Annotated in this window: 28 protein-coding genes; 21 read left to right on the forward strand and 7 right to left on the reverse strand. The window is 65.7% G+C overall.

Features of this window, described 5'->3' with window-relative positions; all coding sequences use genetic code 11:
- The 6 genes from ACLP9N_RS30405 to ACLP9N_RS30430 form a co-directional block, all read left to right on the forward strand.
- A partial coding sequence (locus ACLP9N_RS30405) for an amidohydrolase family protein (RefSeq protein WP_442410874.1) occupies nucleotides 1-153 on the forward strand: 153 nt, incomplete at its 5' end.
- The gene (locus ACLP9N_RS30410; RefSeq protein WP_442410849.1) at nucleotides 150-1589 is read left to right on the forward strand and encodes a FadD3 family acyl-CoA ligase; all 1440 of its coding nucleotides are present in this window, start codon (nucleotides 150-152) and stop codon (nucleotides 1587-1589) included. The genes ACLP9N_RS30405 and ACLP9N_RS30410, both read left to right, overlap by 4 nt.
- Nucleotides 1590-1929: 340 nt before the next feature.
- The gene (locus tag ACLP9N_RS30415; protein WP_442410850.1) at nucleotides 1930-2868 is read left to right on the forward strand and encodes a hypothetical protein; all 939 of its coding nucleotides are present in this window, start codon (nucleotides 1930-1932) and stop codon (nucleotides 2866-2868) included.
- A 35-nt stretch (nucleotides 2869-2903) separates the two neighbouring features.
- Nucleotides 2904-3527 (forward strand): twin-arginine translocation pathway signal, encoded by a 624-nt coding sequence (locus ACLP9N_RS30420; protein ID WP_442410875.1) that lies wholly within the window; start codon nucleotides 2904-2906, stop codon nucleotides 3525-3527.
- 10 nt (nucleotides 3528-3537) lie between these two features.
- Nucleotides 3538-4161: a fatty-acid--CoA ligase gene (locus tag ACLP9N_RS30425; protein WP_442410851.1), complete on the forward strand. Its 624-nt coding sequence runs from the start codon at nucleotides 3538-3540 to the stop codon at nucleotides 4159-4161.
- Between the two features lie 12 nt (nucleotides 4162-4173).
- The gene (locus ACLP9N_RS30430; protein ID WP_442410876.1) at nucleotides 4174-4359 is read left to right on the forward strand and encodes a (2Fe-2S)-binding protein; all 186 of its coding nucleotides are present in this window, start codon (nucleotides 4174-4176) and stop codon (nucleotides 4357-4359) included.
- On the opposite strand, the gene ACLP9N_RS30435 is transcribed toward ACLP9N_RS30430, so the two are convergent.
- Nucleotides 4356-6050, reverse strand: coding sequence for an alpha-keto acid decarboxylase family protein (locus ACLP9N_RS30435; protein WP_442410852.1), 1695 nt, complete (start codon nucleotides 6048-6050; stop codon nucleotides 4356-4358). The genes ACLP9N_RS30430 and ACLP9N_RS30435 overlap by 4 nt on opposite strands.
- 66 nt (nucleotides 6051-6116) lie before the next feature.
- Here ACLP9N_RS30435 and ACLP9N_RS30440 point away from each other — a divergent pair, with 66 nt between their 5' ends.
- From ACLP9N_RS30440 to ACLP9N_RS30455, 4 genes are read left to right on the forward strand one after another with little or no spacing between them, the layout of a single operon-like run.
- Nucleotides 6117-6572, forward strand: a complete 456-nt coding sequence (locus ACLP9N_RS30440) for an SRPBCC family protein (protein WP_442410853.1) — start codon at nucleotides 6117-6119, stop codon at nucleotides 6570-6572.
- A 6-nt stretch (nucleotides 6573-6578) separates the two neighbouring features.
- Entirely contained in the window at nucleotides 6579-7712 is a 1134-nt protein-coding gene (locus tag ACLP9N_RS30445) for a CaiB/BaiF CoA transferase family protein (RefSeq protein WP_442410854.1), read from the forward strand.
- 57 nt (nucleotides 7713-7769) lie between these two features.
- Nucleotides 7770-8228 carry an SRPBCC family protein gene (locus ACLP9N_RS30450; protein ID WP_442410855.1) on the forward strand — a complete coding sequence of 153 codons (459 nt, stop codon included), beginning with the start codon at nucleotides 7770-7772 and terminating at the stop codon, nucleotides 8226-8228.
- A gap of 27 nt (nucleotides 8229-8255) precedes the next feature.
- Nucleotides 8256-8708 carry an SRPBCC family protein gene (locus ACLP9N_RS30455; protein ID WP_442410856.1) on the forward strand — a complete coding sequence of 151 codons (453 nt, stop codon included), beginning with the start codon at nucleotides 8256-8258 and terminating at the stop codon, nucleotides 8706-8708.
- Here the strand turns inward: ACLP9N_RS30455 and ACLP9N_RS30460 are convergent.
- A complete protein-coding gene (locus ACLP9N_RS30460) occupies nucleotides 8705-9898 on the reverse strand; it encodes a pyridoxal phosphate-dependent aminotransferase (protein WP_442410857.1) in 1194 nt (397 codons plus the stop codon). The two genes, ACLP9N_RS30455 and ACLP9N_RS30460, sit on opposite strands and share 4 nt — an antisense overlap.
- 189 nt (nucleotides 9899-10087) lie before the next feature.
- Here ACLP9N_RS30460 and ACLP9N_RS30465 point away from each other — a divergent pair, with 189 nt between their 5' ends.
- Both ACLP9N_RS30465 and ACLP9N_RS30470 read left to right on the forward strand, forming a co-directional pair.
- Nucleotides 10088-11299, forward strand: a complete 1212-nt coding sequence (locus tag ACLP9N_RS30465) for an acetyl-CoA C-acetyltransferase (protein WP_442410858.1) — start codon at nucleotides 10088-10090, stop codon at nucleotides 11297-11299.
- A 4-nt stretch (nucleotides 11300-11303) separates the two neighbouring features.
- Entirely contained in the window at nucleotides 11304-13448 is a 2145-nt protein-coding gene (locus tag ACLP9N_RS30470) for a 3-hydroxyacyl-CoA dehydrogenase NAD-binding domain-containing protein (RefSeq protein ID WP_442410859.1), read from the forward strand.
- 6 nt (nucleotides 13449-13454) lie between these two features.
- Here ACLP9N_RS30470 and ACLP9N_RS30475 read toward each other — a convergent pair whose 3' ends face one another.
- Nucleotides 13455-14663: an FAD-dependent monooxygenase gene (locus tag ACLP9N_RS30475; protein ID WP_442410860.1), complete on the reverse strand. Its 1209-nt coding sequence runs from the start codon at nucleotides 14661-14663 to the stop codon at nucleotides 13455-13457.
- A gap of 79 nt (nucleotides 14664-14742) precedes the next feature.
- Between ACLP9N_RS30475 and ACLP9N_RS30480 the strand changes: the two genes are divergently transcribed.
- Nucleotides 14743-15279 (forward strand): TetR/AcrR family transcriptional regulator, encoded by a 537-nt coding sequence (locus ACLP9N_RS30480; RefSeq protein WP_442410861.1) that lies wholly within the window; start codon nucleotides 14743-14745, stop codon nucleotides 15277-15279.
- Between the two features lie 71 nt (nucleotides 15280-15350).
- Here the strand turns inward: ACLP9N_RS30480 and ACLP9N_RS30485 are convergent, their stop codons facing one another.
- On the reverse strand, nucleotides 15351-15632 hold the full coding sequence (locus ACLP9N_RS30485; protein ID WP_442410862.1) for a hypothetical protein: 282 nt from the start codon (nucleotides 15630-15632) through the stop codon (nucleotides 15351-15353).
- Between the two features lie 83 nt (nucleotides 15633-15715).
- Here ACLP9N_RS30485 and ACLP9N_RS30490 point away from each other — a divergent pair, with 83 nt between their 5' ends.
- Nucleotides 15716-16705: an LLM class F420-dependent oxidoreductase gene (locus ACLP9N_RS30490; RefSeq protein WP_442410863.1), complete on the forward strand. Its 990-nt coding sequence runs from the start codon at nucleotides 15716-15718 to the stop codon at nucleotides 16703-16705.
- Here ACLP9N_RS30490 and ACLP9N_RS30495 read toward each other — a convergent pair.
- A complete protein-coding gene (locus tag ACLP9N_RS30495; RefSeq protein ID WP_442410864.1) occupies nucleotides 16702-16995 on the reverse strand; it encodes a putative quinol monooxygenase in 294 nt (97 codons plus the stop codon). The genes ACLP9N_RS30490 and ACLP9N_RS30495 overlap by 4 nt on opposite strands.
- Before the next feature lie 130 nt (nucleotides 16996-17125).
- Between ACLP9N_RS30495 and ACLP9N_RS30500 the strand changes: the two genes are divergently transcribed.
- Complete coding sequence (locus tag ACLP9N_RS30500; RefSeq protein WP_442410865.1) at nucleotides 17126-17539, forward strand: Zn-ribbon domain-containing OB-fold protein; 414 nt, start codon at nucleotides 17126-17128, stop codon at nucleotides 17537-17539.
- Nucleotides 17540-17561: 22 nt separating this feature from the next.
- Nucleotides 17562-18707, forward strand: coding sequence for a thiolase family protein (locus ACLP9N_RS30505; protein WP_442410866.1), 1146 nt, complete (start codon nucleotides 17562-17564; stop codon nucleotides 18705-18707).
- A gap of 69 nt (nucleotides 18708-18776) precedes the next feature.
- Here the strand turns inward: ACLP9N_RS30505 and ACLP9N_RS30510 are convergent, their stop codons facing one another.
- Together ACLP9N_RS30510 and ACLP9N_RS30515 are read right to left on the reverse strand one after the other, a co-directional pair.
- Nucleotides 18777-20426: a DNA repair helicase XPB gene (locus ACLP9N_RS30510; protein ID WP_442410867.1), complete on the reverse strand. Its 1650-nt coding sequence runs from the start codon at nucleotides 20424-20426 to the stop codon at nucleotides 18777-18779.
- A 63-nt stretch (nucleotides 20427-20489) separates the two neighbouring features.
- The gene (locus ACLP9N_RS30515; RefSeq protein WP_442410868.1) at nucleotides 20490-22751 is read right to left on the reverse strand and encodes a helicase-associated domain-containing protein; all 2262 of its coding nucleotides are present in this window, start codon (nucleotides 22749-22751) and stop codon (nucleotides 20490-20492) included.
- 97 nt (nucleotides 22752-22848) lie between these two features.
- Here ACLP9N_RS30515 and ACLP9N_RS30520 point away from each other — a divergent pair, with 97 nt between their 5' ends.
- From ACLP9N_RS30520 to ACLP9N_RS30540, 5 genes are all read left to right on the forward strand, one after another.
- Nucleotides 22849-24033 carry an RNA-guided endonuclease InsQ/TnpB family protein gene (locus ACLP9N_RS30520; RefSeq protein ID WP_442410869.1) on the forward strand — a complete coding sequence of 395 codons (1185 nt, stop codon included), beginning with the start codon at nucleotides 22849-22851 and terminating at the stop codon, nucleotides 24031-24033.
- A gap of 144 nt (nucleotides 24034-24177) precedes the next feature.
- A complete protein-coding gene (locus tag ACLP9N_RS30525) occupies nucleotides 24178-24378 on the forward strand; it encodes a hypothetical protein (protein ID WP_442410870.1) in 201 nt (66 codons plus the stop codon).
- Between the two features lie 9 nt (nucleotides 24379-24387).
- A complete protein-coding gene (moaC, locus tag ACLP9N_RS30530; RefSeq protein WP_442410871.1) occupies nucleotides 24388-24909 on the forward strand; it encodes a cyclic pyranopterin monophosphate synthase MoaC in 522 nt (173 codons plus the stop codon).
- Entirely contained in the window at nucleotides 24906-25391 is a 486-nt protein-coding gene (locus ACLP9N_RS30535) for a MogA/MoaB family molybdenum cofactor biosynthesis protein (protein WP_442410872.1), read from the forward strand. The genes moaC and ACLP9N_RS30535 overlap by 4 nt, the downstream gene beginning before the upstream one ends.
- Nucleotides 25392-25440: 49 nt before the next feature.
- A complete protein-coding gene (locus ACLP9N_RS30540) occupies nucleotides 25441-25866 on the forward strand; it encodes a molybdenum cofactor biosynthesis protein MoaE (RefSeq protein WP_442410873.1) in 426 nt (141 codons plus the stop codon).
- The last annotated feature ends 123 nt before the right edge of the window (nucleotides 25867-25989 follow it).

Consider the following 25989-nt stretch of genomic DNA (forward strand, 5'->3'; position numbering starts at 1 on the left):
GTCGGTGTGGATCAGGTGCTGTACGGCTCGGACTGGCCGCACCCGGAAGGGCTGGCGGAGCCGACGTTCTACATCAACGCGCTGTCGCACCTGCCCATCGACGACCAAGCAAAGATCATGGGCGGCAACCTCGCTCGGCTCGTCTCCGTGTGACGTTCACGCAAACCTGGCGGACCATCCCCGAGTTGGTCTTGAGCGCGGCGGACCGCTTTGGCGACGCGGAAGCGGTCGTCGACGGTCCGCTGCGCTTGACATTCATCGAACTTGTCCGGCGGATACGTTGCGCCGCAGGAGCATTCGCTGATCTGGGAATCGACAAGGGCGATCGGGTCGCCATCTGGGCGCCCAACTCGGCCGAGTGGATCATCGCGGCGTTCGGGCTGCTGACCGCAGGTGGCGTGCTCGTGCCGGTCAACACCCGATTCAAGACCGACGAGGCGGGCGACATCATCGTCCGCAGCGGAGCCAAGGTTGTCCTGGCGCAAAAGGGGTTCCTGGATCAGGACTACATCGCGCCCGCGGGCATACCGGTCATCGACCTGAAATCCGATTTCCTTTCCAGCGGTTCATCGTTCGAGCGGGCGGTGAACGGCAGCGACATCGCAGACATCATCTTCACCTCGGGCACCACCGGCCGCCCGAAGGGCGCGATGATGAACCATCACCAGACGCTGCGGATGTACGAGGAGTGGGCGAGGCTGGCGGACCTGCGCGAGGGTGACCGCTATTTGCAGATCAACCCCTACTTCCACACGTTCGGCTTGAAGGCGGGACTGATCACCTCCTTCCTGCGCGGCGCGACGATGCTGCCGGTCGCGGTTTTCGACGTCGACACGGTGGTCGATCTCATTGAACGCGAACGCATTACGATGCTGCCCGGCCCGCCGACGCTGTATCACTCGTTGCTGACGGTTCGCGACAAGTCCAAGCTGTCGACTTTGCGGGCGGGCGTGACCGGCGCCGCCGACATTCCCGTCGAACTGGTCCGCCGCATCCACGGTGAACTGCCGTTCCAGACGTTGATGACCGGTTACGGGCTCACCGAGGCCGGCAACGTCACCCTGTCCCTGCCCGGCGACTCCTTCGAGGATGTCGCCACCACCGCGGGCGTGCCCTGCGACGGGGTCGAGGTGCGCATCGCCGACGACGGCGAGGTGCTGGTCCGCGGCTACGGCGTCATGCAGGGCTACCTCGACGACCCGGCGGCGACCGCGCAGGCGATCGACCCCGACGGCTGGCTGCACACCGGAGACCTGGGGAAATTCACCGATACCGGGCGGCTGCGCATCGTCGGCCGCAAGAAGGACATGTTCATCGTCGGCGGCTTCAACGCCTACCCGGCCGAAATCGAAGGCTTCCTGCTGAGCCACCCGGCCGTCGCGCAGGCGGCGGTCATCGGCGTTCCCGACGAGCGGCTCGGCCAAGTGGGCAAGGCGTTCATTGTGAGCAAAGGTCCCATCGACGCCGACGAACTGATCGGCTGGTGCCGGGATCGGATGGCCGGCTTCAAGGTGCCGCGCTCGGTGCAGTTTCTCGACGCGCTCCCGCTCAACGCCACCGGCAAGGTTGTCAAGAACCTCCTGCGCTGAATCTATGCACGAAACGAGAACACCATTTCCACAGCTTGTACAGTATTTCCCACCCGACGGAGCGATGCCTCAGGTTTCTCCTCAGCGAGCGGTGATAACGTGGCTCTCACGGGCTATCGACACAAAATCGATACATATTGATACACAAGGGGTCGTGTGCCGCTGATGTGCTCGCACACTCTTGTATATGCCGAGTAGGGTGGCGCAACGGCGACGCCCGCGGTGCGACGGGCAAGCGGTAGAGGAGTTCCACATTGAAGCACGAGCAGCCGCTTTGTCGGGCTGGTGAACGGTGAGTGGCGGCGTCCGCCAATCTGCCGCTGACACGGAAACGGTTCCGGTGAACGAGGACGAGACACCCACTACTGCCGCGGACATGCTGGCGCTGGCCGAACAGGCCGAGGCGGAGGCCGCGGAAGCCGAAGCTCTCGCCGCTGCCGCCCGGGCCCGCGCGCGTGCCATTCAATTGCGCCGACAAGCCGACCTCATTGAACACGCAGCAGCCGCCGCGGAAAAAACGGCAGAAGTTTCAGCCTCACCGGTCACCGAAGCAGCGGCCGCAGAAGTAGAGGCGACCGAAGAAGAAGAGGCGGATGCGCCTGAGACCGTCCAGAGCGAGAAACAAGACGAGGCAGACGAGGCGACGGAAACCGAAGAAGTTGCGGTTGACGACGCCTCGGAACCGGCAGAAGCACCCGACGAGGAATCTGACGTCAAGGTCTCGCCCGAAGAGGCTGCGACGGAGGAAAAGCCGTTGGGGCTTGGACGGATGCGCCGTCTGCGCCGCCGTCCCAAATGGTCCACTATTGCCCCAGCCGTAGCCATCCTGATCATCGTCGCCGCCCTGGCGGGCAGCGGTTACATGATCAAGGAGCACCACGATGCGGTCCGGAAGCGTCAACGTGTTGCTGAGTTCGCCGCCGCGGCACGCCAGGGCATCGTGACGTTGACGTCGCTGGACTTCAACAACGCCAAGCAAGGCGTGCAGCGCATCCTCGACAACTCCACCGGCTCGTTCAAGGACGATTTCGTCAAGATGGCCGACGATTTCACCAAAGTCGTCGAGCAGTCGAAGGTGGTTTCGCAGGGCACTGTTCAGTCCGCCGCGGTGGACTTAGACACCATGACTGACAATTCAGCGGTGGTGCTGGTTGCCTCTACCTCGGAGGTCACCAATGCGGCTGGCGCCAAGCAAGATCCACGTAGTTACCGGCTCATCGTGACAGTCGCACGCGGCGGTGACCAGCTCAAAATTTCGAAAGTCGAGTTTGTACCGTGACCGCAGATGAAACATCGGTTGAAGAGACGGCTGAAATCGACGAGACCGCGGCCACCGAGGAAACGCCAGAGGCCGAACCCGTTGAGAGCGTTGAGGATGCCGAGGATATCGATGCTGCCGACGGCGCGGCGCCCAATAGGGTGAGGCGCGTTGCCGCGCGGCTGAAGAAGCGGTCGTCCGGAAAGATCATTCCCGCTTTGGTGGCGTTGCTGGTGGTGGCGTCGGTGGGGTTGCTGGGCGGACTGCACTACTTCTGGCACGAACCGGACCGTGCGACCAATGACGCGGCTGCCAAGGCGGCGATCTCGGCCGCAAGCGAGGGAGCGGTCGCGGTCTTGTCTTATTCCCCCGACACTCTGGACCGCGACTTTTCTTCCGCGAAGTCACATTTGACCGGCGACTTCTTGTCCTATTACGACCAATTCACTTCGCAGATCGTCGCCCCGGCCGCCAAGCAGAAGTCCCTGAAGACAACCGCGGTAGTGCTTCGCGCCGCCCTGTCAGAATTCCACCCGGATTCGGCCGTCGTGCTGTTGTTCGTCAACCAAAGCACGCAGAGCAAGGATCGGCCGGAGCCGGCGCTGAGCAACAGCAGCGTGCTGGTCACGCTGAATAGGGCTGGCGGGAAATGGCTCATTTCGTCCTTCACTCCGTTGTAGACGCGCGCCGATGACCAACGACATTCACTCGATGGTGATCGCATCGGACTATCGCGTCCCGGATCCGACCCGGGTGTGGCCGCTGCTGGAGCGCAACAAAGCGGCCCTGGCCGACATCGGCGCCCACCACGTTCTGGTCTACACGTCAACGCACGAGCACGGCCGCGTGCTGGTGATGATCGGGGTGCACAGCCGTGAGCCGATCGTGGAGCTGCTGCGCTCGCGGGTCTTCTTCGACTGGTTCGACGCCGCCGGCGTCGACGACATCCCTGCGGTCTTCGCCGGTGAGATCATCGACCGCTTCGTCGCGGAGCCACAGTTGCATCAACAGGCGCCGGGGGTCGTGGTCGCCGCCATCGCTTCCGTCGACGACGTGTCGAACGTCACCGCCGGAGTCCACGGTGCGATCGACAGGTTTGCCGCAGCAGGTGTCCGAAAGATGTGGGTTTTCCAGGCTTTCGATGATGAGCGGGAAGTGTTGATCTTGTCGGAGTTCTCCGACGAGGAGGCAGCCAGGCACTGGATCGACCATCCCGACGCCGCCGCCCAGTGGATGACCAGGGCCGGAGTGGGTGCCTATCCGCCGCTGTTCGTCGGCCGCATGTTCGACATGATGCGCGTCGAGCAGGACTGAGTGGCTCGCTCGATGTGGGTGTGCCTGTGTAACGGAATCACCAGTCAGATGGTGGGCGAGGCCATCGCGGCTGGCGCATCGACGACCAAGGACGTCGCCCAGGCCTGCGGGGCGGGCGCCGACTGCGGGCGCTGCCGGCGTACCGTCAGGGCGATCATCGGGTCGTCGCGCCAGGATCGATCGGCCCGTCCGGTTTAGGCCGGCCCGCGCGTGCTGCCACCCGGCGGCGCCATGGGTCCCACGAGTTGGGCTAGCAGGGGCGGGATCTCGAGCCGCGGCAAGACCACCTCGACGAGCACCATGCGGTCCTGATGCTGCGCGGCCGCGGTGAAGGCGTCGTCGAGGTCGCCGTAGGTATCCGCCCGGAACGCAAGGTGATTGGCCACTCCCAGCGCGTTGGGAATCTCGGTCCATCGCCAGCCGACAATGTCGTTGTAGGGTGCCGTCTTTCCGTGGATTGCCCGTTCGACGGTGTAGCCGTCGTTGTTGACCACCACGATGACGGGCGACAGCCCCTCGCGGGAGAAGGTGCCGAGTTCCTGGACGGTCAGTTGCGCGGCGCCATCGCCGATCAGCAACACCGTCCTGCGATCCGGATGCGCCACCCCGGCCCCGACCGCCGCAGGTAGCGTGTAACCGATTGAGCCCCACAATGGTTGGCCGATGAAGGTGACACCGTTGGGCAACCGGTGGTCCGCCATTCCGTAGAACGAGGTCCCCTGATCCGCGAGCACCACGTTGCCGGGGGTGAGTGCCGCGCAAAGCCTGTTCCACACCATCTCCTGGGTCAGCGGCTGATCCCGTGCCGGCGTCTGCACGGGTGGGTTGTTGGCCGGCGACGCCACGGGTGGTGAATCGATCCCGCGCCGCTTGAGGATGTCGGCCAGTGCCTCTAGCGCCGCGCCCATTTCCAGCGGCGCGAACACTTCACCGGCCACACTGCTTTGGTACTGCCCCACATCGATGGTTCGGGCCGGGTCGATCCGCTGACTGAAAAAGCCGCTCACCATGTCGGTGAACACCACCCCCGCGGTCACCAGCACGGGCGCCTCTTCGATCGCGGTGCGTACCCGTTGGGCACTGGCCGCCCCGGCGTAGATACCCAGGAAGGTGGGCGAGCTCTCGTCGAGCAGGCTCTTGCCCCACATCAACGTGGCGTGTGGCACCACGTCGGCCGCCAGCAAATCCTCGAGCTCCTTGACCGCCTGCAAGCGATGCACCAACAAGTCGGCGAGCACGGTCAGCTGATGGTCGGCGATGAGTCCGGTGGCGGCTTCGATGAACATCGCCAGCGCGCGCGGGCTGGTGCCGCCGGTGAAGCGCGGCAACGGGGCACCGGGGGGTTCGGTGGGGAAGCGCGCCACGTCGGAGGACAGCAATATGTATCCGGGCAGCTTGTGCTCGCGTACCTCGGACAGCACCCGGTCAATCTCTCTGCAGGCCGTCGCCGGCATGAGATTGGCTTGAGCACAAGTGATTTCGCGGCTGATCCGGAAGAAGTGCTCGAAGTCTCCGTCACCGAGCGAGTGGTGCAGCGCCCGGCGCGTGCCCTGGGCGTCTTTGGTGGGGCCGCCGACGATGTGAACGACCGGCACGTGCTCGGCGTAGCTGCCGGCGATCGCATTGGCAGCCGAGAGTTCACCGACACCGAATGTCGTTACCACAGCTGACATTCCGCGTAACCGGCCGTAGCCATCGGCGGCGTAGCCGGCGTTCAGCTCGTTAGCGCTGCCAACCCACCGAATGGAGCGGTGAGCGACGATGTGGTCAAGGAATTCCAGGTTGTAGTCACCGGGCACACCGAAGATCTCGGAGACGCCGAGTTCGGCGAGACGGTCCAGCAGATAGTCACCAACCGTGTAGACGGGATCAGGCAGGGGATCAGTCACGAAGACGACGGTACGCTTGGTGCAAACCTCTCCCGGCCGGACGCCGATTGGCCTATCGTGCGGGCCATGGCAATCAAAGAATCCCGCGAGATCGTCATCGAAGCCAGCCCCGGCGAGATTCTGGACGTCATCGCCGATTTCGAAGCGATGCCCGAATGGTCGGGGCCGCACCAGAGCGCAGAAGTACTCGACACCGGAGGTGACGGCCGACCCAACCAAGTGAAGATGAAGGTCAAAACGGCGGGCATCACCGACGAACAGGTGGTGGCCTATACGTGGAGCGGCAACGAGGTGAGCTGGACGCTGGTCAGTTCCGCCCAGCAGAAGTCGCAGGACGGCAAGTACATTCTCGTGCCACAGGGTGGCACCAAAGGAGAGGCGACGCTGGTCAAGTTCGAGGTGACCGTCGACCCGAATGTTCCGCTGCCCGGCTTCGTGCTCAAGCGTGCCGTCAGGGGCACGATGGATGCCGCAACCCAGGAACTGCGAAAGCGGGTGCTGCAGGTGAAGAAGGGTAAGTAGGAGCCCGTGGCCGGCGCGGGCCCCCTGGCCGGGGTGCGGGTGATCGAGCTCGGCGGCATCGGACCCGGGCCACACGCGGGAATGGTGCTTGCCGACCTGGGCGCCGACGTGGTGCGGGTGCGCCGGCCGGGCGCCGTGGCGATCGCGAGCGCGGCGGAGCCGGGCGAAGCGGGTCGCCACCGAGCAGGCGTCGCGATGCCGTCCGAGAACCGCGACCTGATGCACCGCGGCAAGCGGATCGTCGACCTGGACGTCAAGACGCAGCCGGGGGCGCTGCTGGAGCTGGCCGCCAAGGCCGACGTGCTGCTCGATTGTTTCCGGCCCGGCACCTGCGAGCGGCTCGGCATCGGTCCCGATGACTGCGCGGCGGTCAACCCGCGGCTGATCTTTGCGCGCATTACCGGTTGGGGACAGGACGGGCCACTGGCCCCGACAGCAGGCCACGACATCAACTACTTGTCGCAGACCGGTGCCCTCTCGGCGCTTGGGTACCGCGATCGGCCGCCGATGCCGCCGCTGAACCTGGTCGCCGACTTCGGCGGCGGCTCCATGCTGGTACTGCTGGGCATCGTCGCCGCGCTCTACGAACGGGAGCGCTCCGGCAAGGGTCAGGTCGTCGACGCGGCGATGGTCGACGGGGTCAGTGTGCTCGCCCAGATGATGTGGACCATGAAGGGCATCGGCAGCCTGCGCGACGAGCGCGAGTCATTCCTGCTCGATGGTGGCGCCCCGTTCTATCGCTGTTATGAGACCTCAGACGGCAAGTACATGGCCGTCGGCGCCATCGAGCCGCAGTTCTTCGCACAGCTGCTGGCCGGGCTCGGCCTGTCCGCCGCCGATGTGCCGAACCAGCTCGACGTCGGGTCGTACCCGCGGATGCATTACCTCTTCACCGAGCGGTTCGCCAGCCGGACCCGTGACGAGTGGACACAGGTTTTCGCCGGCACCGACGCATGCGTCACTCCGGTGTTGACGTGGGGCGAAGCCGCCGCCAACGATCATCTGAACGCACGGTCGACGGTGATCACCGCCTACGGCGTCGAGCAGGCCGCACCCGCTCCGCGGTTCTCCCGAACACCCGCCGGACCCGTCGGGCCGCCGCCGGCGGCCACCACGCCGATTAACGAAATAGGCTGGTAACAAACTATTTGAGCCAACATGGCCCGCGAAGAGGGCCGCGTTGCTAGCTTGGGATGAGTGGCTGTACAAGCATCGCGGGAAATTGTGATCGATGCGCCGCCGGACGTGATCATGGAGGCGCTAGGGGATGTTGGCGTCATATTGGAGTGGTCTCCGCTGCACAAGAAAGTCGAAGTGCTCGACCGCTACCCGGACGGCCGGCCCCACCACGTCAAGGCCACCATCAAAATCATGGGGCTCGTCGATAACGAGATTCTGGAATATCACTGGGGCCCGGACTGGGTGGTATACGACGCGAAAGACACGTTCCAGCAGCGTGGTCAGCACATCGAGTACCGGGTTCATCCCGAGGGTGTCGATAAGAGCCGAGTGCATTTCGACGTCACCGTCGAACCGGCGGGGCCAGTTCCGGCTTTTATCGTCAAGCGTGCGACCAAGATGGTGTTGGATGCCGCCACGGAGGGGTTGCGCGAATGGGTCGCGAATAAGACGGTTGTCCGGCACGGGGAGGACTGATCGTTTGTCGAGTGCAGCTTTCGCATAGTGGCCGTACAAGCATCACGAGAAATCATCATTGATGCGCCGCCGGAAGTGATTCTCGACGCGCTCGCCGATATCAGCGCGGTGCCGCTGTGGTCTTCGGTGCACAAAAAGGCCGAACTGATCGACACCTATCCCGACGGCCGGCCGCACCACGTCAAAGTCACCGTCAAGGTGCTCGGAATCGTCGACCAGGAAGTGCTCGAATTCCACTGGGGGCCTGACTGGATGGTGTGGGATGTGCAGAAGACGATGCAACAGCACGGCCAGCACGTCGAGTACACGCTGCGGCGCGAGGGAGAGAACAGGACGCGGCTGCGTTTCGACATCACCCTGGAACCGTCGGCGCCGCTGCCGGAGTTTCTGGTGAACCGGGCGCGCGGGCGGGTGTTGCGATCCGCGACTGAGGGCCTGCGGGATTTCGTCATGAGTCGCGACCGCTCGGAGAACGTCTAAGTAACCGGGCCGTCCTTTAGCGCGGACAGTCGCGTGATCGCCTCATCGAGGGTGTCGTCGCGTTTGCAGAAGGTGAAGCGCACCAAGTGATTCCACGCATGGGCTTGCTTCGCGGCGTGGGGTGCTTGCGGAGCGCAGAACGCTGACATCGGGATCGCCGCCACCCCGACTTTTTCGGGCAGCCTCGCACAGAATGCCGCGCTGTCGTCGTAGCCCAGCGGACGCGGATCGGCGCACAGGAAGTACGTGCCGTAGCTATCGTGCACGGCGAAGCCGATGTCGGCCAGCCCAGACGCCAATCGATCGCGCCTGTCCTGCAAACAGCGCCGAAGCGCGGCCACCCAAGCGTCCTGGGTGTCCAGCGCCAGGGCCACCGCCGGTTGAAATGGCGCGCCCCCGACGTAACTCAGATACTGCTTGGCCGCGCGAACCCCGGCGATGAGTTTGGCCGGGCCGCAAGCCCATCCGATCTTCCAGCCGGTGCAATTGAACATCTTGGCGGCGCTGGAGATGGTGACCGTGCGGTCGGCCATGCCGTCGAAGGCAGCCAGCGGTAGGTGGTGACGATCGTCAAACACCAGGTGCTCATAGACCTCATCGGTGATAACCAAAAGGTCTGCGGCTAAGGCGATCTCAGCGATGGCTGCCAGCTCCGCCTTGGTGAGCACGGTGCCGGTCGGGTTGTGGGGGGAGTTGACGATCAGCGCTTTCGTGCGCGGGGTCACCGCCTTGCGCAATGCGTCGGTGTCCAGTGCGAAGCAGCGGCCGTCGGGGACCAGGGGCACGGCCACCCGGTGTGCGCCGGCCATCGCAACAACCGGCGAGTAGGACTCGTAGAACGGCTCGATGAGTAGTACCTCCGAGCCGGGTTCGACCAGGCCGAGCACCGCCGAGGCGATGGCCTCGGTGGCCCCGACCGTCACCAGCGCCTCGGTGTCGGGGTCGTATTGGATTCCGTAGTGGCGGTTGCGCTGGGCGGCGATGGCGTCGCGTAGCGGCGCGATGCCCAACCCCGGCGGGTACTGGTTGACGCCATCGGCGATGGCGTCTTGGGCGGCTTTGAGCATTTCCGGCGGGCCGTCCTCGTCGGGAAAGCCTTGCCCGAGGTTGACCGCGCCGATGCGCGCGGCCAGCGCCGACATCTCGGCGAACACCGTGGTCGCGTAGGGCTGCAGCCGCGACACCGTCATGGTGGTCGAGCTTAAGAGTCGCCCTGGCCGAACGTGAAGCCAGCTTCACGCTGGGCAGGGAACGTGCGGCTGGCTTCACGTTCGGAGCATTGACCAGCACTATTATTCCCAACCAACAGGTTGGCCGGGGGCGCTGTTAGGGTGTAACACGGATCTAACACCCCATTTTTGGCGAACAAGGAAGCCGATATGTCCGAAGAAGCCTTTGTCTACGAGGCCATCCGCACACCGCGGGGCAAGCAGAAGAACGGCGCGCTGAACGAAGTCAAGCCACTGAACCTGGTTGTCGGCCTGATCGAGGAGTTGCGCAAGCGCAATCCCGACCTCGACGAGAACCTGATCAGCGATGTCATCCTGGGCTGCGTCTCACCCGTCGGCGACCAGGGCGGCGACATCGCCCGCGCCGCGGTGCTGGCCTCCGGCATGCCCGTCACCTCCGGCGGTGTGCAGCTCAACCGGTTCTGCGCCTCGGGCCTCGAGGCCGTGAACACCGCCGCGCAGAAGGTGCGCTCCGGCTGGGACGACCTGGTGCTGGCCGGCGGTGTGGAGTCGATGAGCCGCGTGCCGATGGGATCCGACGGCGGCGCGATGGGCCTCGACCCGGCCACCAACTACGACGTCATGTTCGTCCCGCAGGGCATCGGCGCCGACCTGATCGCCACCACCGAAGGCTTCTCCCGCGACGACGTCGACAACTACGCGCTGCGCAGCCAGGAGAAGGCCGCCGAGGCATGGTCGGGTGGCTACTTCGCCAAGTCCGTGGTCCCGGTCCGCGACCAGAACGGTCTGCTGATTCTGGACCACGACGAGCACATGCGGCCCGACACCACCAAGGAGGGCCTTGGCAAGTTGAAGCCGGCCTTCGAGGGTCTGGCGGCCATGGGCGGTTTCGACGACGTCGCGCTGCAGAAGTACCACTGGATCGAAAAGATCAACCACGTCCACACCGGCGGCAACAGCTCCGGCATTGTCGACGGCGCGGCGCTGGTCATGATCGGCTCCGAGGCCGCAGGCAAATCTCAAGGCCTGACCCCGCGCGCCCGCATCGTGGCCACCGCCACCAGCGGGGCCGACCCGGTCATCATGCTGACCGGTCCGACTCCGGCCACCAAGAAGGTGCTGGACCGTGCCGGGCTGAGCGTTGATGACATCGACCTGTTCGAGCTCAACGAGGCTTTCGCCTCGGTGGTGCTGAAGTTCCAGAAGGACCTGAACATCCCCGACGAGAAGCTCAACGTCAACGGCGGCGCCATCGCGATGGGCCACCCGCTGGGGGCCACCGGCGCCATGATCCTCGGGACCATGGTCGACGAACTGGAGCGCCGCAACGCCCGGCGTGCGCTCGTCACGCTGTGTATCGGCGGCGGCATGGGCGTCGCGACGATCATCGAGAGGGTTTAAGCACATGGCCGACAATACGATTCAGTGGGACAAGGATGCCGACGGCATCGTCACGCTGACCATGGACGACCCGTCGGGGTCCGCCAACGTCATGAACGAGGCCTACATCGAATCGATGGGCAAGGCGGTGGACCGCATTGTCGCCGAGCAGGATTCGATCACCGGCGTGGTGATCACCAGCGCGAAGAAGACCTTCTTCGCCGGCGGTGATGTCAAGAGCATGATCCAGATCGGGCCTGAGAACGCCGGCGAGGCCTTCGATCTGGTCGAGAACGTCAAGAGGCAGCTGCGCACGCTCGAGACCTTGGGCAAGCCGGTGGTGGCGGCACTCAACGGCGCCGCGCTCGGCGGTGGCTTGGAGATCGCACTGGCCTGCCATCACCGCATCGCGGCCGACGTGAAGGGATCGCAGTTCGGTTTCCCCGAGGCAACACTGGGCCTGCTGCCCGGTGCCGGTGGAGTCACCCGCACGGTGCGCATGTTCGGCATCCAAAACGCCTTCGTCAACATCCTGTCGCAGGGCACCCGGTTCAAGCCGGCCAAGGCCAAGGAACTCGGTCTGATCGACGAATTGCTGCCGACAGTCGAGGAATTGGTGCCCGCCGCCAAGGCGTGGATCAAGGCCAACCCGGACTCGCACGAGCAGCCTTGGGACAAAAAGGGTTACAAGATGCCGGGCGGAACCCCGTCATCGCCGGGGCTGGCGGCCATCCTGCCGTCGTTCCCGGCGCTGCTGCGCAAACAGCTCAAGGGCGCGCCGATGCCGGCGCCGAAGGCCATCTTGGCCGCGGCGGTCGAGGGCGCGCAGGTCGACTTCGACACCGCCAGCCGCATCGAGAGCCGTTACTTCACCACGTTGGTCACCGGCCAGGTGTCCAAGAACATGATTCAGGCTTTCTTCTTCGACCTGCAGACCATCAACAACGGTGGGTCGCGGCCCGACGGCATCGACCAGACCCCGATCAACAAGATCGGTGTGCTCGGTGCCGGCATGATGGGCGCCGGCATCGCCTACGTCTCGGCCAAAGCCGGCTACGACGTGGTGCTCAAGGACGTGAGCGCGGAAGCCGCCGCCAAAGGCAAGGGCTACTCCGAGAAGCTGGAGGCCAAGGCGCTGGAGCGCGGGCGTACCACCGAGGAGAAGTCGAAGGCGCTGCTCGCGCGGATCACCCCGACGGCCGACCCCGCTGATTTGAAGGGCGTCGACTTCGTGATCGAGGCGGTGTTCGAGAACCAGGACCTCAAGCACAAGGTGTTCCAGGAGATCGAAGACGTTGTCGAGCCCAACGCGGTGCTGGGTTCCAATACCTCCACGCTGCCGATCACCGGCCTGGCCACCGGTGTCAAGCGCGAAGAGGACTTCATCGGGATCCACTTCTTCTCGCCGGTCGACAAGATGCCGCTGGTGGAAATCATCAAGGGCAAGAAGACATCTGACGAGGCGCTGGCCCGGGTGTTCGACTACACCCTGGCCATCGGAAAGACCCCGATCGTGGTCAACGACAGCCGCGGCTTCTTCACCTCGCGGGTCATCGGGACCTTCGTCAACGAGGCGCTGGCGATGCTCGGCGAGGGCGTCGAGCCGGCCAGCATCGAGCAGGCCGGCTCGCAGGCCGGCTACCCGGCACCGCCGCTGCAGCTGTCCGACGAGCTCAACCTGGAGCTGATGCACAAGATCGCCACTGCCACCCGTAAAGGCGTCGAAGACGCCGGCGGCACTTACGAGCCGCACCCGGCCGAAGCCGTCGTCGAGAAGATGATCGAGCTCGGCCGCTCCGGTCGGCTCAAGGGCGCCGGCTTCTACGAGTACCCCGACGGCAAGCGGACTGGTCTGTGGCCTGGCCTGCGAGAGACGTTCAAGTCGGGCGCGTCGGAGCCGCCGCTGCAGGACATGATCGACCGGATGTTGTTCGCCGAGGCGCTGGAAACCCAGAAGTGCCTCGACGAGGGCGTGCTGACGTCGACGGCCGACGCCAATATCGGGTCGATCATGGGCATCGGGTTCCCGCCGTGGACCGGCGGCAGCGCGCAGCTCATCGTCGGCTACTCCGGTCCGGCTGGTACGGGCAAGCAAGCCTTCGTGGCCCGGGCCCGCGAGCTGGCCGCCAAGTACGGCGACCGTTTCCTGCCGCCGGACTCGCTGACCTAGCTGCGGTTAGGGCATAGGCGCGCTGTACTCCTTGTACTGCATCGAGTCGTAGAGCCGCACGGTCTTGGTGTTCAGCCTTGCGACGGCCTTGGTGAGGCTGGCGGGCAGCATCGAGATCAGTTGTGCGCCACGGGTCAACGCCCAAACTCCGGCTCTTGAGTTCGGGATGAGCCCCTTGGCGATTCCGCGCGCCATGGCCCGGCTGCGACGCACCGGTTCACCCATCTCTGCCTCGTAGGCCGCGAATGCGTGTGTGTATTCGCCCTTGGCTTGTGCCAGTTCACCCGCCAGAATGTATGCGCCCAGCACCGCGATGCTGGTGCTGCCACCGACCGCGGGCCCCGGGCAGTAGCCGGCATCGCCGACCAGTGTGACTCGCCCGCGCGACCAGGTGTCCAGCTGCAACTGCGTGATCGAGTCGAAGTAGAACGTCGGTGTGCGGTCGAGCTCGTCGAGCCAGCTGTCCACCATTGCATGCCTGCCGGCAAACGCTGTGCGCAGTAATTCCTTCTGCCGCATCACATCTCGGTAGTGGTACTGCAGTTCTTCCTTGCTTTTGAACATGAACAACGCACGCGCGTCGTCCAACGGCTGGGCCGTGTAGATCCCGGCGAGCCGGCCGGCGCCGAGATGAACAACCATCTCCCCAATAGGCGCAAGCTTTTTCGGCACGGATTGCACGGCGAGGTATCCGCCGAGGAATCGGGTGCGTCCGGCGTCCTCGCCGAAGACCAAGCGCCGAACGTTCGAGTGCAGCCCGTCGGCGCCGATCACTAGGTCGAACTTGCGTGGCGCCGCGTGTTCGAAGGTCACCTCGGCGTCGACGGAGATGGCCGTGATCGAGTCGCCGAAGATGTACTCGACGTCGTCGCGACCGGCGTCGTAGTAGACCTCGCTGAGATCGTCTCGCATGATCTCCACGTGCCGGTCGGATATGCCCCCGACGACCTTGGTGAGATCGACGCGAGCCGGTTGCGGTACGCCCTCGCGATACATCGTCAGCCTGTCCGTGCCGGTGGCGAGCGCCTCGATCCGCCCCAGCACACCCATCTTTTCCGAGATCTCCATGGCCGGACGGAACAGGTCGACGGCGTGGCCGCCGGTTTTACGCAGTTGCGGCGCGCGCTCGACGACGGTGACGTCGAAACCGTCCCGGGTCAGCCAGTACGCCAGTACCGGGCCCGCGATGCTGGCCCCTGAGATGAGAATCCGCACGATGACCTCCCCGACTTCTCGAAGGTTAGGTAAGCCTAACACACTGCTTACCTATCGGTAAGTCAGTTAAGCTCTTCTCGTGACCAAGCCCCGGTCGGGCACCAGGCAGCGCATCCAAGAGGTGGCTCGCGACCTATTCGCCCGCCAAGGTGTGCAGCGCACCAGCCTGCAGGACATCGCGGACGAGCTGGGGATCACCAAACCCGCGCTCTATTACCACTTCGCCTCGCGCGAAGACTTGGTGCGCAGCATCGTGGTGCCGTTGATCGAGGAAGGCGAGCGATTCGTCGCCGACCAGGAGAACCTGGGCCGCACTGACGCCCGCGAATTGCTGGAGGGCTATTTCGATTTCCACTACCGGCACCGTCAGGACCTCGTGCTGGTGGTGGCCGAACTGACGATGCTGGCCGATCTTGGCCTCATCGACAAGGTGCTGACGTGGCGTGACCGGCTCGGCAAGCTGGTGTTCGGTGCGCGACCGACGCTGGCGCAGTCCACCCGCGCCGTGGTCGCGTTCGGTGGCCTGCAGGACTGCTGCCTGCAATTCCCCGATACGCCCTACAAGCAGTTGCGCAAGAAATCGGTGGAAGCCGCGCTGGCGGCGCTGGGCGTGTGAAACGCGTCGTCATCCTCGGCCGCGGTGGCGCGGGTAAATCGGTGCTGGCGCAGAAACTCTCGTGCGCAGCGTCACGCGGTGCTTTGGTCCTGGGCGTTTTGCGTGAAGATGTCGCCCGAGCTTGGGTTGGTGTTGTCGTCGACGGCGACGACGCGGCCGCCGCCACCCGTGCTCGGTGCGGTCTGCGCGGGCTGCGGGGCGAAGGGAGCAGCGCCGGCTTCGGCGTTTGCCGGTTGCGCGACGCTGAAAAGCGCGAGCGTCGCGATGGTCGCAGCTCCGGCGAATATCGCGTGCGCGGTGCGGATTTGCCGATGCCGGGTGTCGGTTGAACCGGTTGACGGTGTGTTTGTCATGCATCATGGTTATCGCTGCGTCGTAGCGGCAGCCTGGGCCCTTGCTATCGATCTGCTGTGAGGGCGGGTTAGGCTCCCTAACTGTGCGCTTTGGTCTCTTCATTCCGCAGGGCTGGCGGATGGATCTGGTAGGCATCGAACCCGAGAAACACTGGGCGGTGATGCGCGACCTGGCGACTTATGCCGATGCCAGCGCGTGGGACTCACTGTGGGTCTACGACCACTTCCACACCGTCCCGTTGCCGAGCGACGAAGCCACGCACGAGGCATGGTCGTTGATGGCGGCCTACGCCGCGGTCACGTCGCGGATCAAGCTCGGCCAGATGTGCACGGCGATGAGCTACCGCAATCCGGTCTACCTGGCCAAGGTGGCGGCCACCTCAGACATCATCTCGGGTGGCCGGATTCAGATGGGGATCGGCGGCGGTTGGTACGAACACGAGTGGCGCGCGTACGGGTACGGCTTTCCGTCGGCCGGGGAGCGGCTGGCCCGGCTGGACGAAGGCGTGCAGATCATGCGGGACGCCTGGCGCGACGGCAAGGTCAGCTTCGACGGCAAGCACTACCGGGTCGATGGCGCGATCGTCGCTCCGAAGCCGCTGCAGGACAATGGCATTCCGCTCTGGATCGCCGGCGGCGGCGAGAAGGTGACACTGCGCATTGCCGCGAAATACGCGCAGTACAGCAACTTCACACCGGCGCTCGCGGAGTTCGCGCACAAGTCCGAGGTGTTGGCACAGCACTGCAGCAAGCTGGGCACCGACTTCGACGCCATCGTGCGCTCGGCCAACTTCACCGTGATCGTCGGCACCTCGGACGCCGACGTCAAAGACCGGCAGCAGCGGATCCGCGACCGGCTTACCGGCTATATGCCCGACGCGCTGCTGGATTCGATGATCGCCGCAAGCAGCGGCCCGGATTCGACGACGGGCACACCGGAACAGGTGGTCGAGCGGATCGGCAAAGTCCGCGACCTCGGGTGCGACTACGCGATCTGCTACTTCCCGGAGGCCGCCTACGACCGCTCCGGCATCGAGCTGTTCGAACGCGAAGTGATTCCCGCTCTGAGCTAGATATCGCTGGTGGCGTAGCGCGTTTTGACGGGAGGCGCGGCCAGCAGCGGGGGGAGCTCAGTGATACGGCCTTCCCCGGCACGGAACTTGCGGTAGGCCTCGTCGTGCTCGACGCTCTCCCATAGTTCGTAGATGACCCAGTGCGCGTCGTCGTCTTCGTTGACAAGCACGTCGGTGCGAAGGTTGCCGTCGAACGCCCGGGTGTCTTGCAGCGCCCGGCCCATGACCTCTCGCGCTTCGCGCACAGATTCAGGCTTCACTTTGAGCTCGAGAATTACCGTGATCGGCATAGTCGCCAACATAACGCAGTAGTGTTACGCCCTTGCAGTGAGAATGGGATTTCCACTTTTCGGAAGGCTGTTATACGGTTCAGTGAGCACTATTCTGTTGGCGAATAGATGATCGTTGGAGGATCGCTCGATGCAGAAAGCACTTGCCCCCGACATCTCAACCTGGCCCGATGAGAACCCGCAGCTGATCGGCAGTCGATGCGGCGGCTGTGGTGCCACCACCTTCCCGGTGCAGCAGTGGTGTCCGCGCTGCAGCGGCGGCGAGATGAGCGAGTTGTTGTTGCCGCGCAGCGGAACGCTGGTGGCCTGGACTACCCAGGGCTTCCCGCCCGGCGCTCCCTATGCCGGTCCGACCGGCGACGATTTCGTGCCGTTCGGGGTGGGGTTGGTTCAGCTCGGTGACGTGATCCGAGTCGAGGGCCGGCTGACCGAGAACGATCCCGCCAAGATCCAGTTCGGCCAGCAGGTCGAGCTGACGATGGTGCCGTTCACCACCGATGCCGACGGCAACGAGATCGTCACGTTCGCGTTCCAGCCGGTTTAACGAGGTCCGAGAGGACGAAGCGATGACTAACGACGTGGCCATCATCGGCGTGGGCTTGCACCCATTCGGCAGGTTCGACAAGACCGCGATGCAGATGGGCGCCGAGGCCATCCAATCCGCGCTGACGGACGCCGGTGTGGGTTGGAAGGACATCCAATTCGGCTTCGGTGGCAGCCACGAGGTTTCCAACCCCGACGCGGTGACCCGCCTGGTCGGGCTGACCGGCATCACGTTCACCAACGTTTTCAACGCGTGCGCCACCGCGGCCAGCGCCATTCAGCAGACCGCCGACACCATCCGGTTGGGCAAGTACGACATCGGCATCGCCATCGGCTTGGACAAGCACCCGCGTGGCGCGTTCACCGACGACCCCGCCAAGCTGGCACTGCCGCAGTGGTACGCGCAGAACGGACAGTTCGTCACCACCAAGTTCTTCGGGATGAAGGCCAACAAGTACTTGCACGACCACAACATCTCGCAAGCCACCTTGGCCAAGGTGGCCGCCAAGAACTTCCGCAACGGTGCGCTGAACCCGAATGCGTTCCGCCGCAAGCCGATTCCCGAGGAAGAGATCCTCAATTCTCCGGTGCTCAACTACCCGCTGACGCAGTACATGTTCTGCGCGCCCGACGAAGGCGCCGCAGCGGTCGTCATGTGTCGGGCCGACATCGCGCACAAGTACACCGACAAGCCGGTGTATGTGCGTGCCTGCGAAATCCGTACCCGCCGTTACGGCGCCTACGAGGTGCACGCCACCTTCGCTCCGTTGGACGGCGACGTCTCCCCGACGGTGTACGCGTCCAAGGCGGCCTACGAGGCCGCCGGCATCGGACCCGAGGACGTCGACGTGGCTCAACTCCAGGACACCGACGCCGGCAACGAGGTGATCCACATGGCCGAGACGGGCCTGTGCGCCGACGGCGAGCAAGAAAAACTGGTGGCCGACGGCGCTACCGAGATCCACGGCTCGATTCCGGTCAACACCGATGGCGGGCTGATTGCCAACGGCGAGCCGATCGGCGCGTCGGGCCTGCGGCAGATGCATGAGCTGGTGCGTCAGCTGCGCGCCGAGGCGGGCGAGCGTCAGGTGCCCGGCAACCCGCGCGTCGGCCTCGCTCAGGTGTACGGGGCTCCCGGCACCGCGTCGGCGACCATCCTGTCGCTCTAGTTAGCGCGAGCAGACGCAAAATCGCCCTGAACGCCCAACGTTTTAGGGCGATTTTGCGTCTGCACGCGGTTAGATTGCCGGGCCCAGCAGGTCGTCGGCGTCGCGGATGATGTAGCCGTAGCCCTGCTCGGCCAGGAACCGCTGGCGGTGTGCGGCGTACTCGGCGTCCAGGCTGTCGCGGGCCACCACTGAATAAAAGAGTGCGCCACCGCCATCGGCCTTGGGCCGCAGCAACCGGCCCAGCCGTTGCGCCTCTTCCTGACGTGAGCCGAATGTGCCCGAAACCTGCACCGCCACACTGGCTTCAGGCAGATCGATGGAGAAGTTGGCGACCTTGGACACCACCAGTCTGGAGACTTCGCCGCGGCGGAAGGCGTCGAATAGCGCTTCGCGTTCTTTGGTCCGCGTTGACCCTTGGATCACCGGAGCGTTCAGTGCGGTGCCGAGTTCGTCGAGCTGATCCAGGTAGGCGCCGATCACCAGGGTTTGCTCGCCGGGGTGCTTCTCCAGAATCGACTTGACCACGGCGATTTTGGTGTGCACCGTCGAGCAAATCCGGTAGCGCTCTTCGGGTTCGGCGGTGGCGTACATCATGCGCTCGCTTTCGGTCATCGTGACCCGGACTTCGACGCACTCCGCCGGCGCGATCCAGCCCTGCGCCTCGATGTCCTTCCATGGCGCGTCGTAGCGTTTCGGGCCGATCAGGGAGAACACGTCACCCTCGCGGCCGTCTTCGCGGATCAACGTGGCGGTCAGGCCCAGCCGCCGCTTGGACTGCAGGTCGGCGGTCATCCGGAACACCGGCGCCGGCAACAGATGCACCTCGTCGTAGATGATCAGGCCCCAGTCGCGGCTGTCGAAGAGCTCCAAATGACGATACTCGCCCTTGTTGCGGCGGGTGATCATCTGGTAGGTGGAGATCGTGACGGGCCGGATTTCCTTGCGTTCTCCGGAGTATTCGCCGATCTCGTCCTCGGTCAGCGAGGTGCGCGCGACCAGCTCGCGCTTCCACTGCCGGGCGGCGACGATGTTGGTGACCAGGATCAGCGTCGTCGCTTGGGCCTTCGCCATCGCGGCCGCGCCGACCAGCGTCTTACCGGCGCCGCACGGAAGTACCACCACCCCCGAGCCGCCGGACCAGAACGAGTCCGTCGCCAGCTGCTGGTAATCGCGCAGGTGCCAGCCGTCCTGCTTCAGGCTGATCGGGTGCGCTTCGCCGTTTACATAGCCAGCAAAATCCTCTGCGGGCCAACCGATCTTGAGCAGCAGCTGCTTTAACCGGCCGCGTTCGCTGGGGTGGACGATCACGGTGTCGTCATCGACGCGGGCACCCAGCATGGGTGCGATCTTCTTGTTGCGCAACACCTCTTCGAGCACCGCGCGGTCCAGGCTTACCAGCGTCAGGCCGTGTGCCGGGTTTTTGACCAGTTGCAGCCGGCCGTAGCGGGCCATGGTGTCGACGATGTCGACCAGCAGCGGCTGCGGCACCGCGTAGCGCGAAAAGGAGACCAGCGCGTCGACGACCTGTTCGGCGTCATGGCCGGCGGCGCGGGCGTTCCACAACGCCAGCGGTGTGATGCGGTAGGTGTGCACGTGCTCGGGCGCGCGTTCCAGCTCGGCGAACGGTGCGATGGCGGCGCGTGCGGCGCCGGCCAGCTCGTGGTCAACTTCGAGCAGCACCGTCTTGTCGGACTGCACGATCAACGGTCCGTCGGTCAATGGCGCCGCTCCTCCTCATCGCTGCGCTCTGCATCGTCGCCGGCGCGGGTCATGGATCCATTATCAGTCGCTCGCCGACACCACCGACGTGATGCGGTGGATCGCGAAGTCGCGCAGCCGTCCGGACGCCGAATCGAAGGCCACCAGCTGGCCACCGCGTATGACGATCGGCGACACCACCCGCTGGGTAGCCACTCCGGCGGCGTCGAGGTATCCGATCACCAGCGTGGCCTCATCCTTTACCGCGCGCTGCAGCAGCGACATGGTGACCGCCGGGTCGACGCGGATATTGCCGAACGGCGCGGCGGTCACCTTGCGCAGCACCGCGACAACCGCGTTGAGGGTCTCGCCGCTGGGGCGCGGCGGGGAACGGTAAGAGCGCCGGTGCTGCGGGGTGGGCACTCGGGCCCCGCGAATCCGGACGTCGACGATCGCGCCGGAGGAATCCTCGGCGGCCGGGGCGAAGCCCGCGCTCCGCAGCGCCGCGAGCACCTCGGAAAGCGGTGCGGGTGACACCGCCACCGTGGGAGCCAGGGCGCGCAACTGCAGCTGTTCGGTGGCCGCCACCGCCTGGGCCAGCAGCGCGGAATCCTCGCATCGCACGAACGAGGTGGCGACCCCGATCCGAAGCTGGCCGTGCCGGCGCGCCACATCATCGATGAGGTAGGTGAGTCCCTGTGGCACTGGAGTTTTAGAGTGGTTCGCGAACAGTGCATGCATCCAGTCACGGGTCTTGCCGATGTCGAGCGCATGCCGGATCGACTGCTCGCTGATGCGGTACACCATTGCCGCGCCGGCCGATTCGACCGTGGCGACCGATGCCAGGTCGTCGGCGAGGCCGCGGTGTAGCGGGCCGGGCACGACGACGGTCAGGTCGGCCTGCAGCAGGAAGTGGTCGATGGGTTTGGGCATCGCGTGCGTCATCGCATCGACCGCTGCACCGGCGGCAGCGGGTTCACCGGGGTCGTTCAGCAGTGCCCGGCCGGGCGTGCCGATCGCCCCGCGACCGACCAAGCCCAGCGCATGTGCCTCAGTTAGCAGATCCGAGACGGGTCCCGGCTGTAGTCGCCGGGCCCATCGCGGGCGCCGCCAGATCAGCGCCGCCGACGCCGAGGCCGCGTCGACGCCGGCGCCGGTGGGCAAGTCGGCGAGCATGCCGAGCAGCAGCCGGCGATCCAAGGGCGCCGCGGTCGAGTACAGAGAATCGGACAGCGCGCCATAAGGTTTGGCGTCCGGACCACGGCTGCCGATCAGCGCCGGCCGGCCTGGAAGGTCGAGCCAGGTGCTGGCCAGCAGGTGCCATCGCTCGGCGGGCGACATTGCGGTGAACCGTTCGACGGCCGCCGTCGGCGCCCAATAAGGCGCGTCGCCGGTGGCTGGTTCCGGGTCGGGCTTGCCGCTGGCGATCAAGGTGGCCGCCGCCGCGACCTCGAGGATCAGGCCCAGTCGCGGCTCGTCGATGCCGGTTGTCTTGGCCAGCCGTTTGACGTCGCGCACTCCCAATCCGCCGCTGCGCAACTCGGAAACCGGTGCGGCGCCGAGGATCTCGAGCAGCACGTCGAGTTCGCGCAGCAGGTCGATGACGGATCCGGCCGCGGCGGCGTCGCAGTCCTCGGGCGTGGTGGTCGAAATTATCGGGTCGGGCGCCGTCAGTTGCATCGGGCCGGGCTGCTCGCCGCGCAGCACCTGCCCGACGTGGCGGGGCAAGATCACCGTCTCCGCATCGACCCGTCGCAGCAGACCCATCGCGAGCAGTTGCGGCACCGGCCGGTCCGGCGCGGCGCCGGGCGCGGCGTCACGGGTGCGCCCCATCGGGGAGCCTTCGAGCAATTTCTCCAGCACGTCGCGTTGGGCCGGGTTGAGCCCGTCGATCAGGTCAGCGATCTGTTCGCCGCTGCGCGAGGCGTCCTCGAGCGTGACCTGCCCCGCGTGCCACGGCAACGCCGCGGCGGCGTCCGCGGCCACCTGCACCGCGGTCTCGCCCCAGGCCAGCGCGCGTTGCCTGAGGTCATCCAGCGCGCCGACCACGTCCGCTTCGGGAGCACCGTCGCCGATCAGCGCCAGCAGCTTGGTCGTCGGCACCGGTGCCGCATCGCCCTGCAGGACCAGCAGCGCGTCGAGCACGGCCAGCCGCAAGAAGTCGAGGTCGTCGGTGGCAGCTTTGACCGATTGACGGGCCTGAGCGCGCGCGGCCAGCGCGGCGATGCTGCCGGGTGGCGGCTGGGCGAGGTCTGGCCGCAGCTCCAGCAGCCGGATCAGCCGCTCGTCGGGCAAGTCGGCAAGCCATGACCCCAGGGGGATGTCCGGGGTGTTGTTGTCGGTCATCAGAATGTGGCGTGGAAACCCCTGGCGTTAGCCAGGGGAGGAAACGCCGCTTCCCTCCTTACAGCGCGTTGTCGGTGGTGCTGCCTAGGTAGTTGCTATGGGTAGGTTCCGGTTGCTTCCCAGCCTTGACCAGGCGGCAGCATCGGCCGAACACTGTCGTCATGCTCGGTTTGTGTGGAATCTTGCCGTCGAGCAACAGCGGCACTGGCAGCCAGGCCGCCACGCGCCCGGCTACAACGAGCAATCTGCCCAGCTGACCGCGGCCCGAGCCGAATACGCCTGGCTGGCAGCAGGGCCGCAGACCGTGCAGCAGCAAGCGCTGCGGGACTTCGCCCAAGCGCTGCGCGACTTTTTCCACGGCACCCACCGTCGCCCGACGTGGCGCAAGGCCGGCACGCATGAAGGATTCCGGCAAGTCGGGGTCAAACCGCGCCACATCCAACGGCTCAACCGCCGCCATGGACAGGTGTGGATACCCAAGGTCGGCTGGGTGCGCTTCCGCTGGACGCGCACCATCCCTGACACCGTGAAGTCCTACCGAGTCACCTTGCATCGCTCTGGGCGCTGGCACATCGCGTTTGCTGTCATCCCTGACCCTGTCGCGGGACCCGGTGATGGCAGCGTGGTGGGTGTGGATCGCGGCGTAGCCGTCTCGGTGGCGCTGTCCAACGGCGAGCTGCTGCATGCTCCTGGTCTTCGTGCTGGCGAAACCCGGCGGCTGCGCCGGTTGCAGCGGCGTCTGGCCCGGGCGCAACGCGGATCTCACCGGCGGACACGAACGAAGCTGGCCATCGCGAAGTTGTGCGCCCGCGACACAGATCGCCGCCGTGACTGGGTGCAAAAGACCACCACCGATGTGGCGCGCCGCTTCGAGATCATCCGCGTCGAGGACTTGAGGGTGCGTGCGATGATTCGCTCGGCGCGCGGGACTCGTGAATGCCCGGGCAGCCGCGTCGCGCAGAAACGGGGTCTCAACCGCGAGATCAGCCGCCAAAGGTGGGGACGGCTGGTGGCCCGGCTGCAGCACAAAGCCTCGGGGCGGCTTGAATTCGTCCCGGCAGCCTATACGTCGCAACGGTGCTCTTACTGCGGGCACGTCGCGCCGGAAAACCGCAAGAGCCAAGCGATTTTCCAGTGCGTCGCCTGCAACGCGGGGCCGTGCAATGCCGACGTCAACGCCGCACGCAACATCGCCGCCGGACGCGCGGTGACAGCACGGGGAGACCTCGGCACTAGCCGGTCTGTAAACCGTGAACCTCAACTCAGTTCTCCTGCTGCCTAGGATCGACGGGGTTGGAATCCACCGGTTTAAACCGGTAGAGGACGTCAATGTTGACCAGCGTAGGCAAGTGAGCCGTCTAGCAAGAGTCGGGCGCTCACAAGCTTTGCGTCACGGGCGGATGTGAGACCTGTAAGAATGGACCCCGTGGCTGACATTGCTGAGAGCGACGCGCAAAAAACCAGGTATGTGGACCCCGGCTGGCCGACGACGGATCCAGACGACCACGCCGTAAGCGAACTGGTGACCGACCGCACGGGCGCGTCATCGCCCTTCGGCGAGGTGGTGTTCCCGGTACCCGCCGATGACCTGCCCTACGTGCACCCGGTCACCGTCGTCAACAGGTAAGCCGCCGGGATGGCCAGGGCCTCCAAGGCCACTGCGGCCAGCGGATCAGCGGAATCCGGCTCGGGCCCGTTGTCGCATCTGGATGAGCGGGGGGCAGCGCACATGGTCGATGTCACCGCCAAGGAAGCCACTCGGCGCACCGCCGTTGCCGCCGGCGCCTTGCGCACCTCGGCGCGCGTGGTAGAGCTGATCTCGACCGGCGGCCTGCCCAAAGGCGACGCCCTGGCGACCGCGCGGGTGGCGGGCATTCTGGCGGCCAAACGCACCAGCGACCTGATCCCGCTGTGCCACCAGCTGGCGCTCACCGGGGTCGACGTCGATTTCACCGTCGGCGAATCAGATGTCGAGATCACCGCGACGGTGCACAGCACCGACCGGACGGGAGTGGAGATGGAGGCGTTAACAGCCGTCAGCGTGGCCGCTTTGACGCTCTACGACATGATCAAGGCGGTCGACCCGGCCGCTCGCTTCGATGACATTCGGGTGCTCCGCAAAGAGGGCGGCAAGACCGGAACGTGGGAGCGGCGATGAGCTCCGCCCGATCCGCGCAGGTGATCATCGCCTCGACCCGGGCCTCAGCCGGTGAATACACCGATAAGTGTGGGCCGATCATTGCTGAATGGCTTGGAGAGCAAGGATTTTCGCCTGTGGAGCCGGTGGTGGTGGCCGACGGCGGACCGGTCGGCGAGGCGCTGCATGACGCGCTGGACGCCAAAGTCGACCTGATCATCACCTCTGGCGGCACTGGCATCTCGCCCACCGACAGCACCCCCGACCAGACGGTGGCGGTGCTGGACTACATGATCCCCGGGCTGGCCGACGCCATCCGCCACTCCGGCCTGCCGAAGGTGCCGACGTCGGTGCTCTCGCGCGGGGTGTGCGGCGTGGCCGGCCGCACCCTGATTGTCAACCTGCCGGGTTCACCCGGCGGGGTGCGCGATGGCCTTGGGGTGCTTGCCGGCGTGCTCGACCACGCGCTGCAACAACTCGCGGGCGAAGATCACCAGAGATGACGCGCGCCGGCGACGATGCAGAGCGTAGCGATGAGGAGGAGCGGCGCTGATGGCTGTGGTGCTGCGCGCCGCGCTGACCGACCAGCTGATCTCTCTTAGCGAGCACGAGGATCTGGTGAGCCACCAGTCGGCCGGGGCCATCGTCGGATTCGTCGGCGCGGTCCGCGACCATGACGGCGGACGCGGCGTGCTACGGCTCGAATATTCCGCGCACCCGTCGGCCGCGCAGGTCTTCGCCGACGTGGTGGCCGAGGTCGCCGAGCAGTCCAGCGGGGTGCGTGCGGTAGCGGCCAGCCACCGGATCGGTGTCCTGCAGATCGGCGAGGCGGCCCTGGTGGCCGCGGTCGCCGCCGACCATCGGCACGCGGCCTTTGCTACCTGCGCACAGCTGGTCGACACCATCAAGGCGCGGTTACCGGTGTGGAAACACCAGTTCTTCGCCGACGGCGCCGACGAATGGGTTGGCTCGGCCTAGGACGCCGCTGATTTAGTGTGCCGGTTTCGGCGTGGCTGGGCGGGGTTGGCGCGGGTGTGCCTGGAGAATCGGTGTGTGGCTTTGGGACGTGAGAATCGGCAGGGTCGATTCGATGACGTGATG

Source organism: Mycobacterium sp. (genome assembly GCF_052144515.1).
GTDB lineage: Bacteria > Actinomycetota > Actinomycetes > Mycobacteriales > Mycobacteriaceae > Mycobacterium.

Bases quoted from the DNA above. Each gene is read 5' to 3' on its own strand.
- ACLP9N_RS30425 (WP_442410851.1), top strand. From the start codon at position 3,538: ATGACCAACGACATTCACTCGATGGTGATCGCATCGGACTATCGCGTC.
- ACLP9N_RS30430 (WP_442410876.1), top strand. From the start codon at position 4,174: ATGTGGGTGTGCCTGTGTAACGGAATCACCAGTCAGATGGTGGGCGAG.
- ACLP9N_RS30440 (WP_442410853.1), top strand. From the start codon at position 6,117: ATGGCAATCAAAGAATCCCGCGAGATCGTCATCGAAGCCAGCCCCGGC.
- ACLP9N_RS30460 (WP_442410857.1), bottom strand. From the start codon at position 9,898: ATGACGGTGTCGCGGCTGCAGCCCTACGCGACCACGGTGTTCGCCGAG.
- ACLP9N_RS30465 (WP_442410858.1), top strand. From the start codon at position 10,088: ATGTCCGAAGAAGCCTTTGTCTACGAGGCCATCCGCACACCGCGGGGC.
- ACLP9N_RS30470 (WP_442410859.1), top strand. From the start codon at position 11,304: ATGGCCGACAATACGATTCAGTGGGACAAGGATGCCGACGGCATCGTC.
- ACLP9N_RS30485 (WP_442410862.1), bottom strand. From the start codon at position 15,632: ATGACAAACACACCGTCAACCGGTTCAACCGACACCCGGCATCGGCAA.
- ACLP9N_RS30495 (WP_442410864.1), bottom strand. From the start codon at position 16,995: ATGCCGATCACGGTAATTCTCGAGCTCAAAGTGAAGCCTGAATCTGTG.
- ACLP9N_RS30500 (WP_442410865.1), top strand. From the start codon at position 17,126: ATGCAGAAAGCACTTGCCCCCGACATCTCAACCTGGCCCGATGAGAAC.
- ACLP9N_RS30505 (WP_442410866.1), top strand. From the start codon at position 17,562: ATGACTAACGACGTGGCCATCATCGGCGTGGGCTTGCACCCATTCGGC.
- ACLP9N_RS30515 (WP_442410868.1), bottom strand. From the start codon at position 22,751: ATGACCGACAACAACACCCCGGACATCCCCCTGGGGTCATGGCTTGCC.
- ACLP9N_RS30520 (WP_442410869.1), top strand. From the start codon at position 22,849: ATGGGTAGGTTCCGGTTGCTTCCCAGCCTTGACCAGGCGGCAGCATCG.
- moaC (WP_442410871.1), top strand. From the start codon at position 24,388: ATGGCCAGGGCCTCCAAGGCCACTGCGGCCAGCGGATCAGCGGAATCC.
- ACLP9N_RS30535 (WP_442410872.1), top strand. From the start codon at position 24,906: ATGAGCTCCGCCCGATCCGCGCAGGTGATCATCGCCTCGACCCGGGCC.
- ACLP9N_RS30540 (WP_442410873.1), top strand. From the start codon at position 25,441: ATGGCTGTGGTGCTGCGCGCCGCGCTGACCGACCAGCTGATCTCTCTT.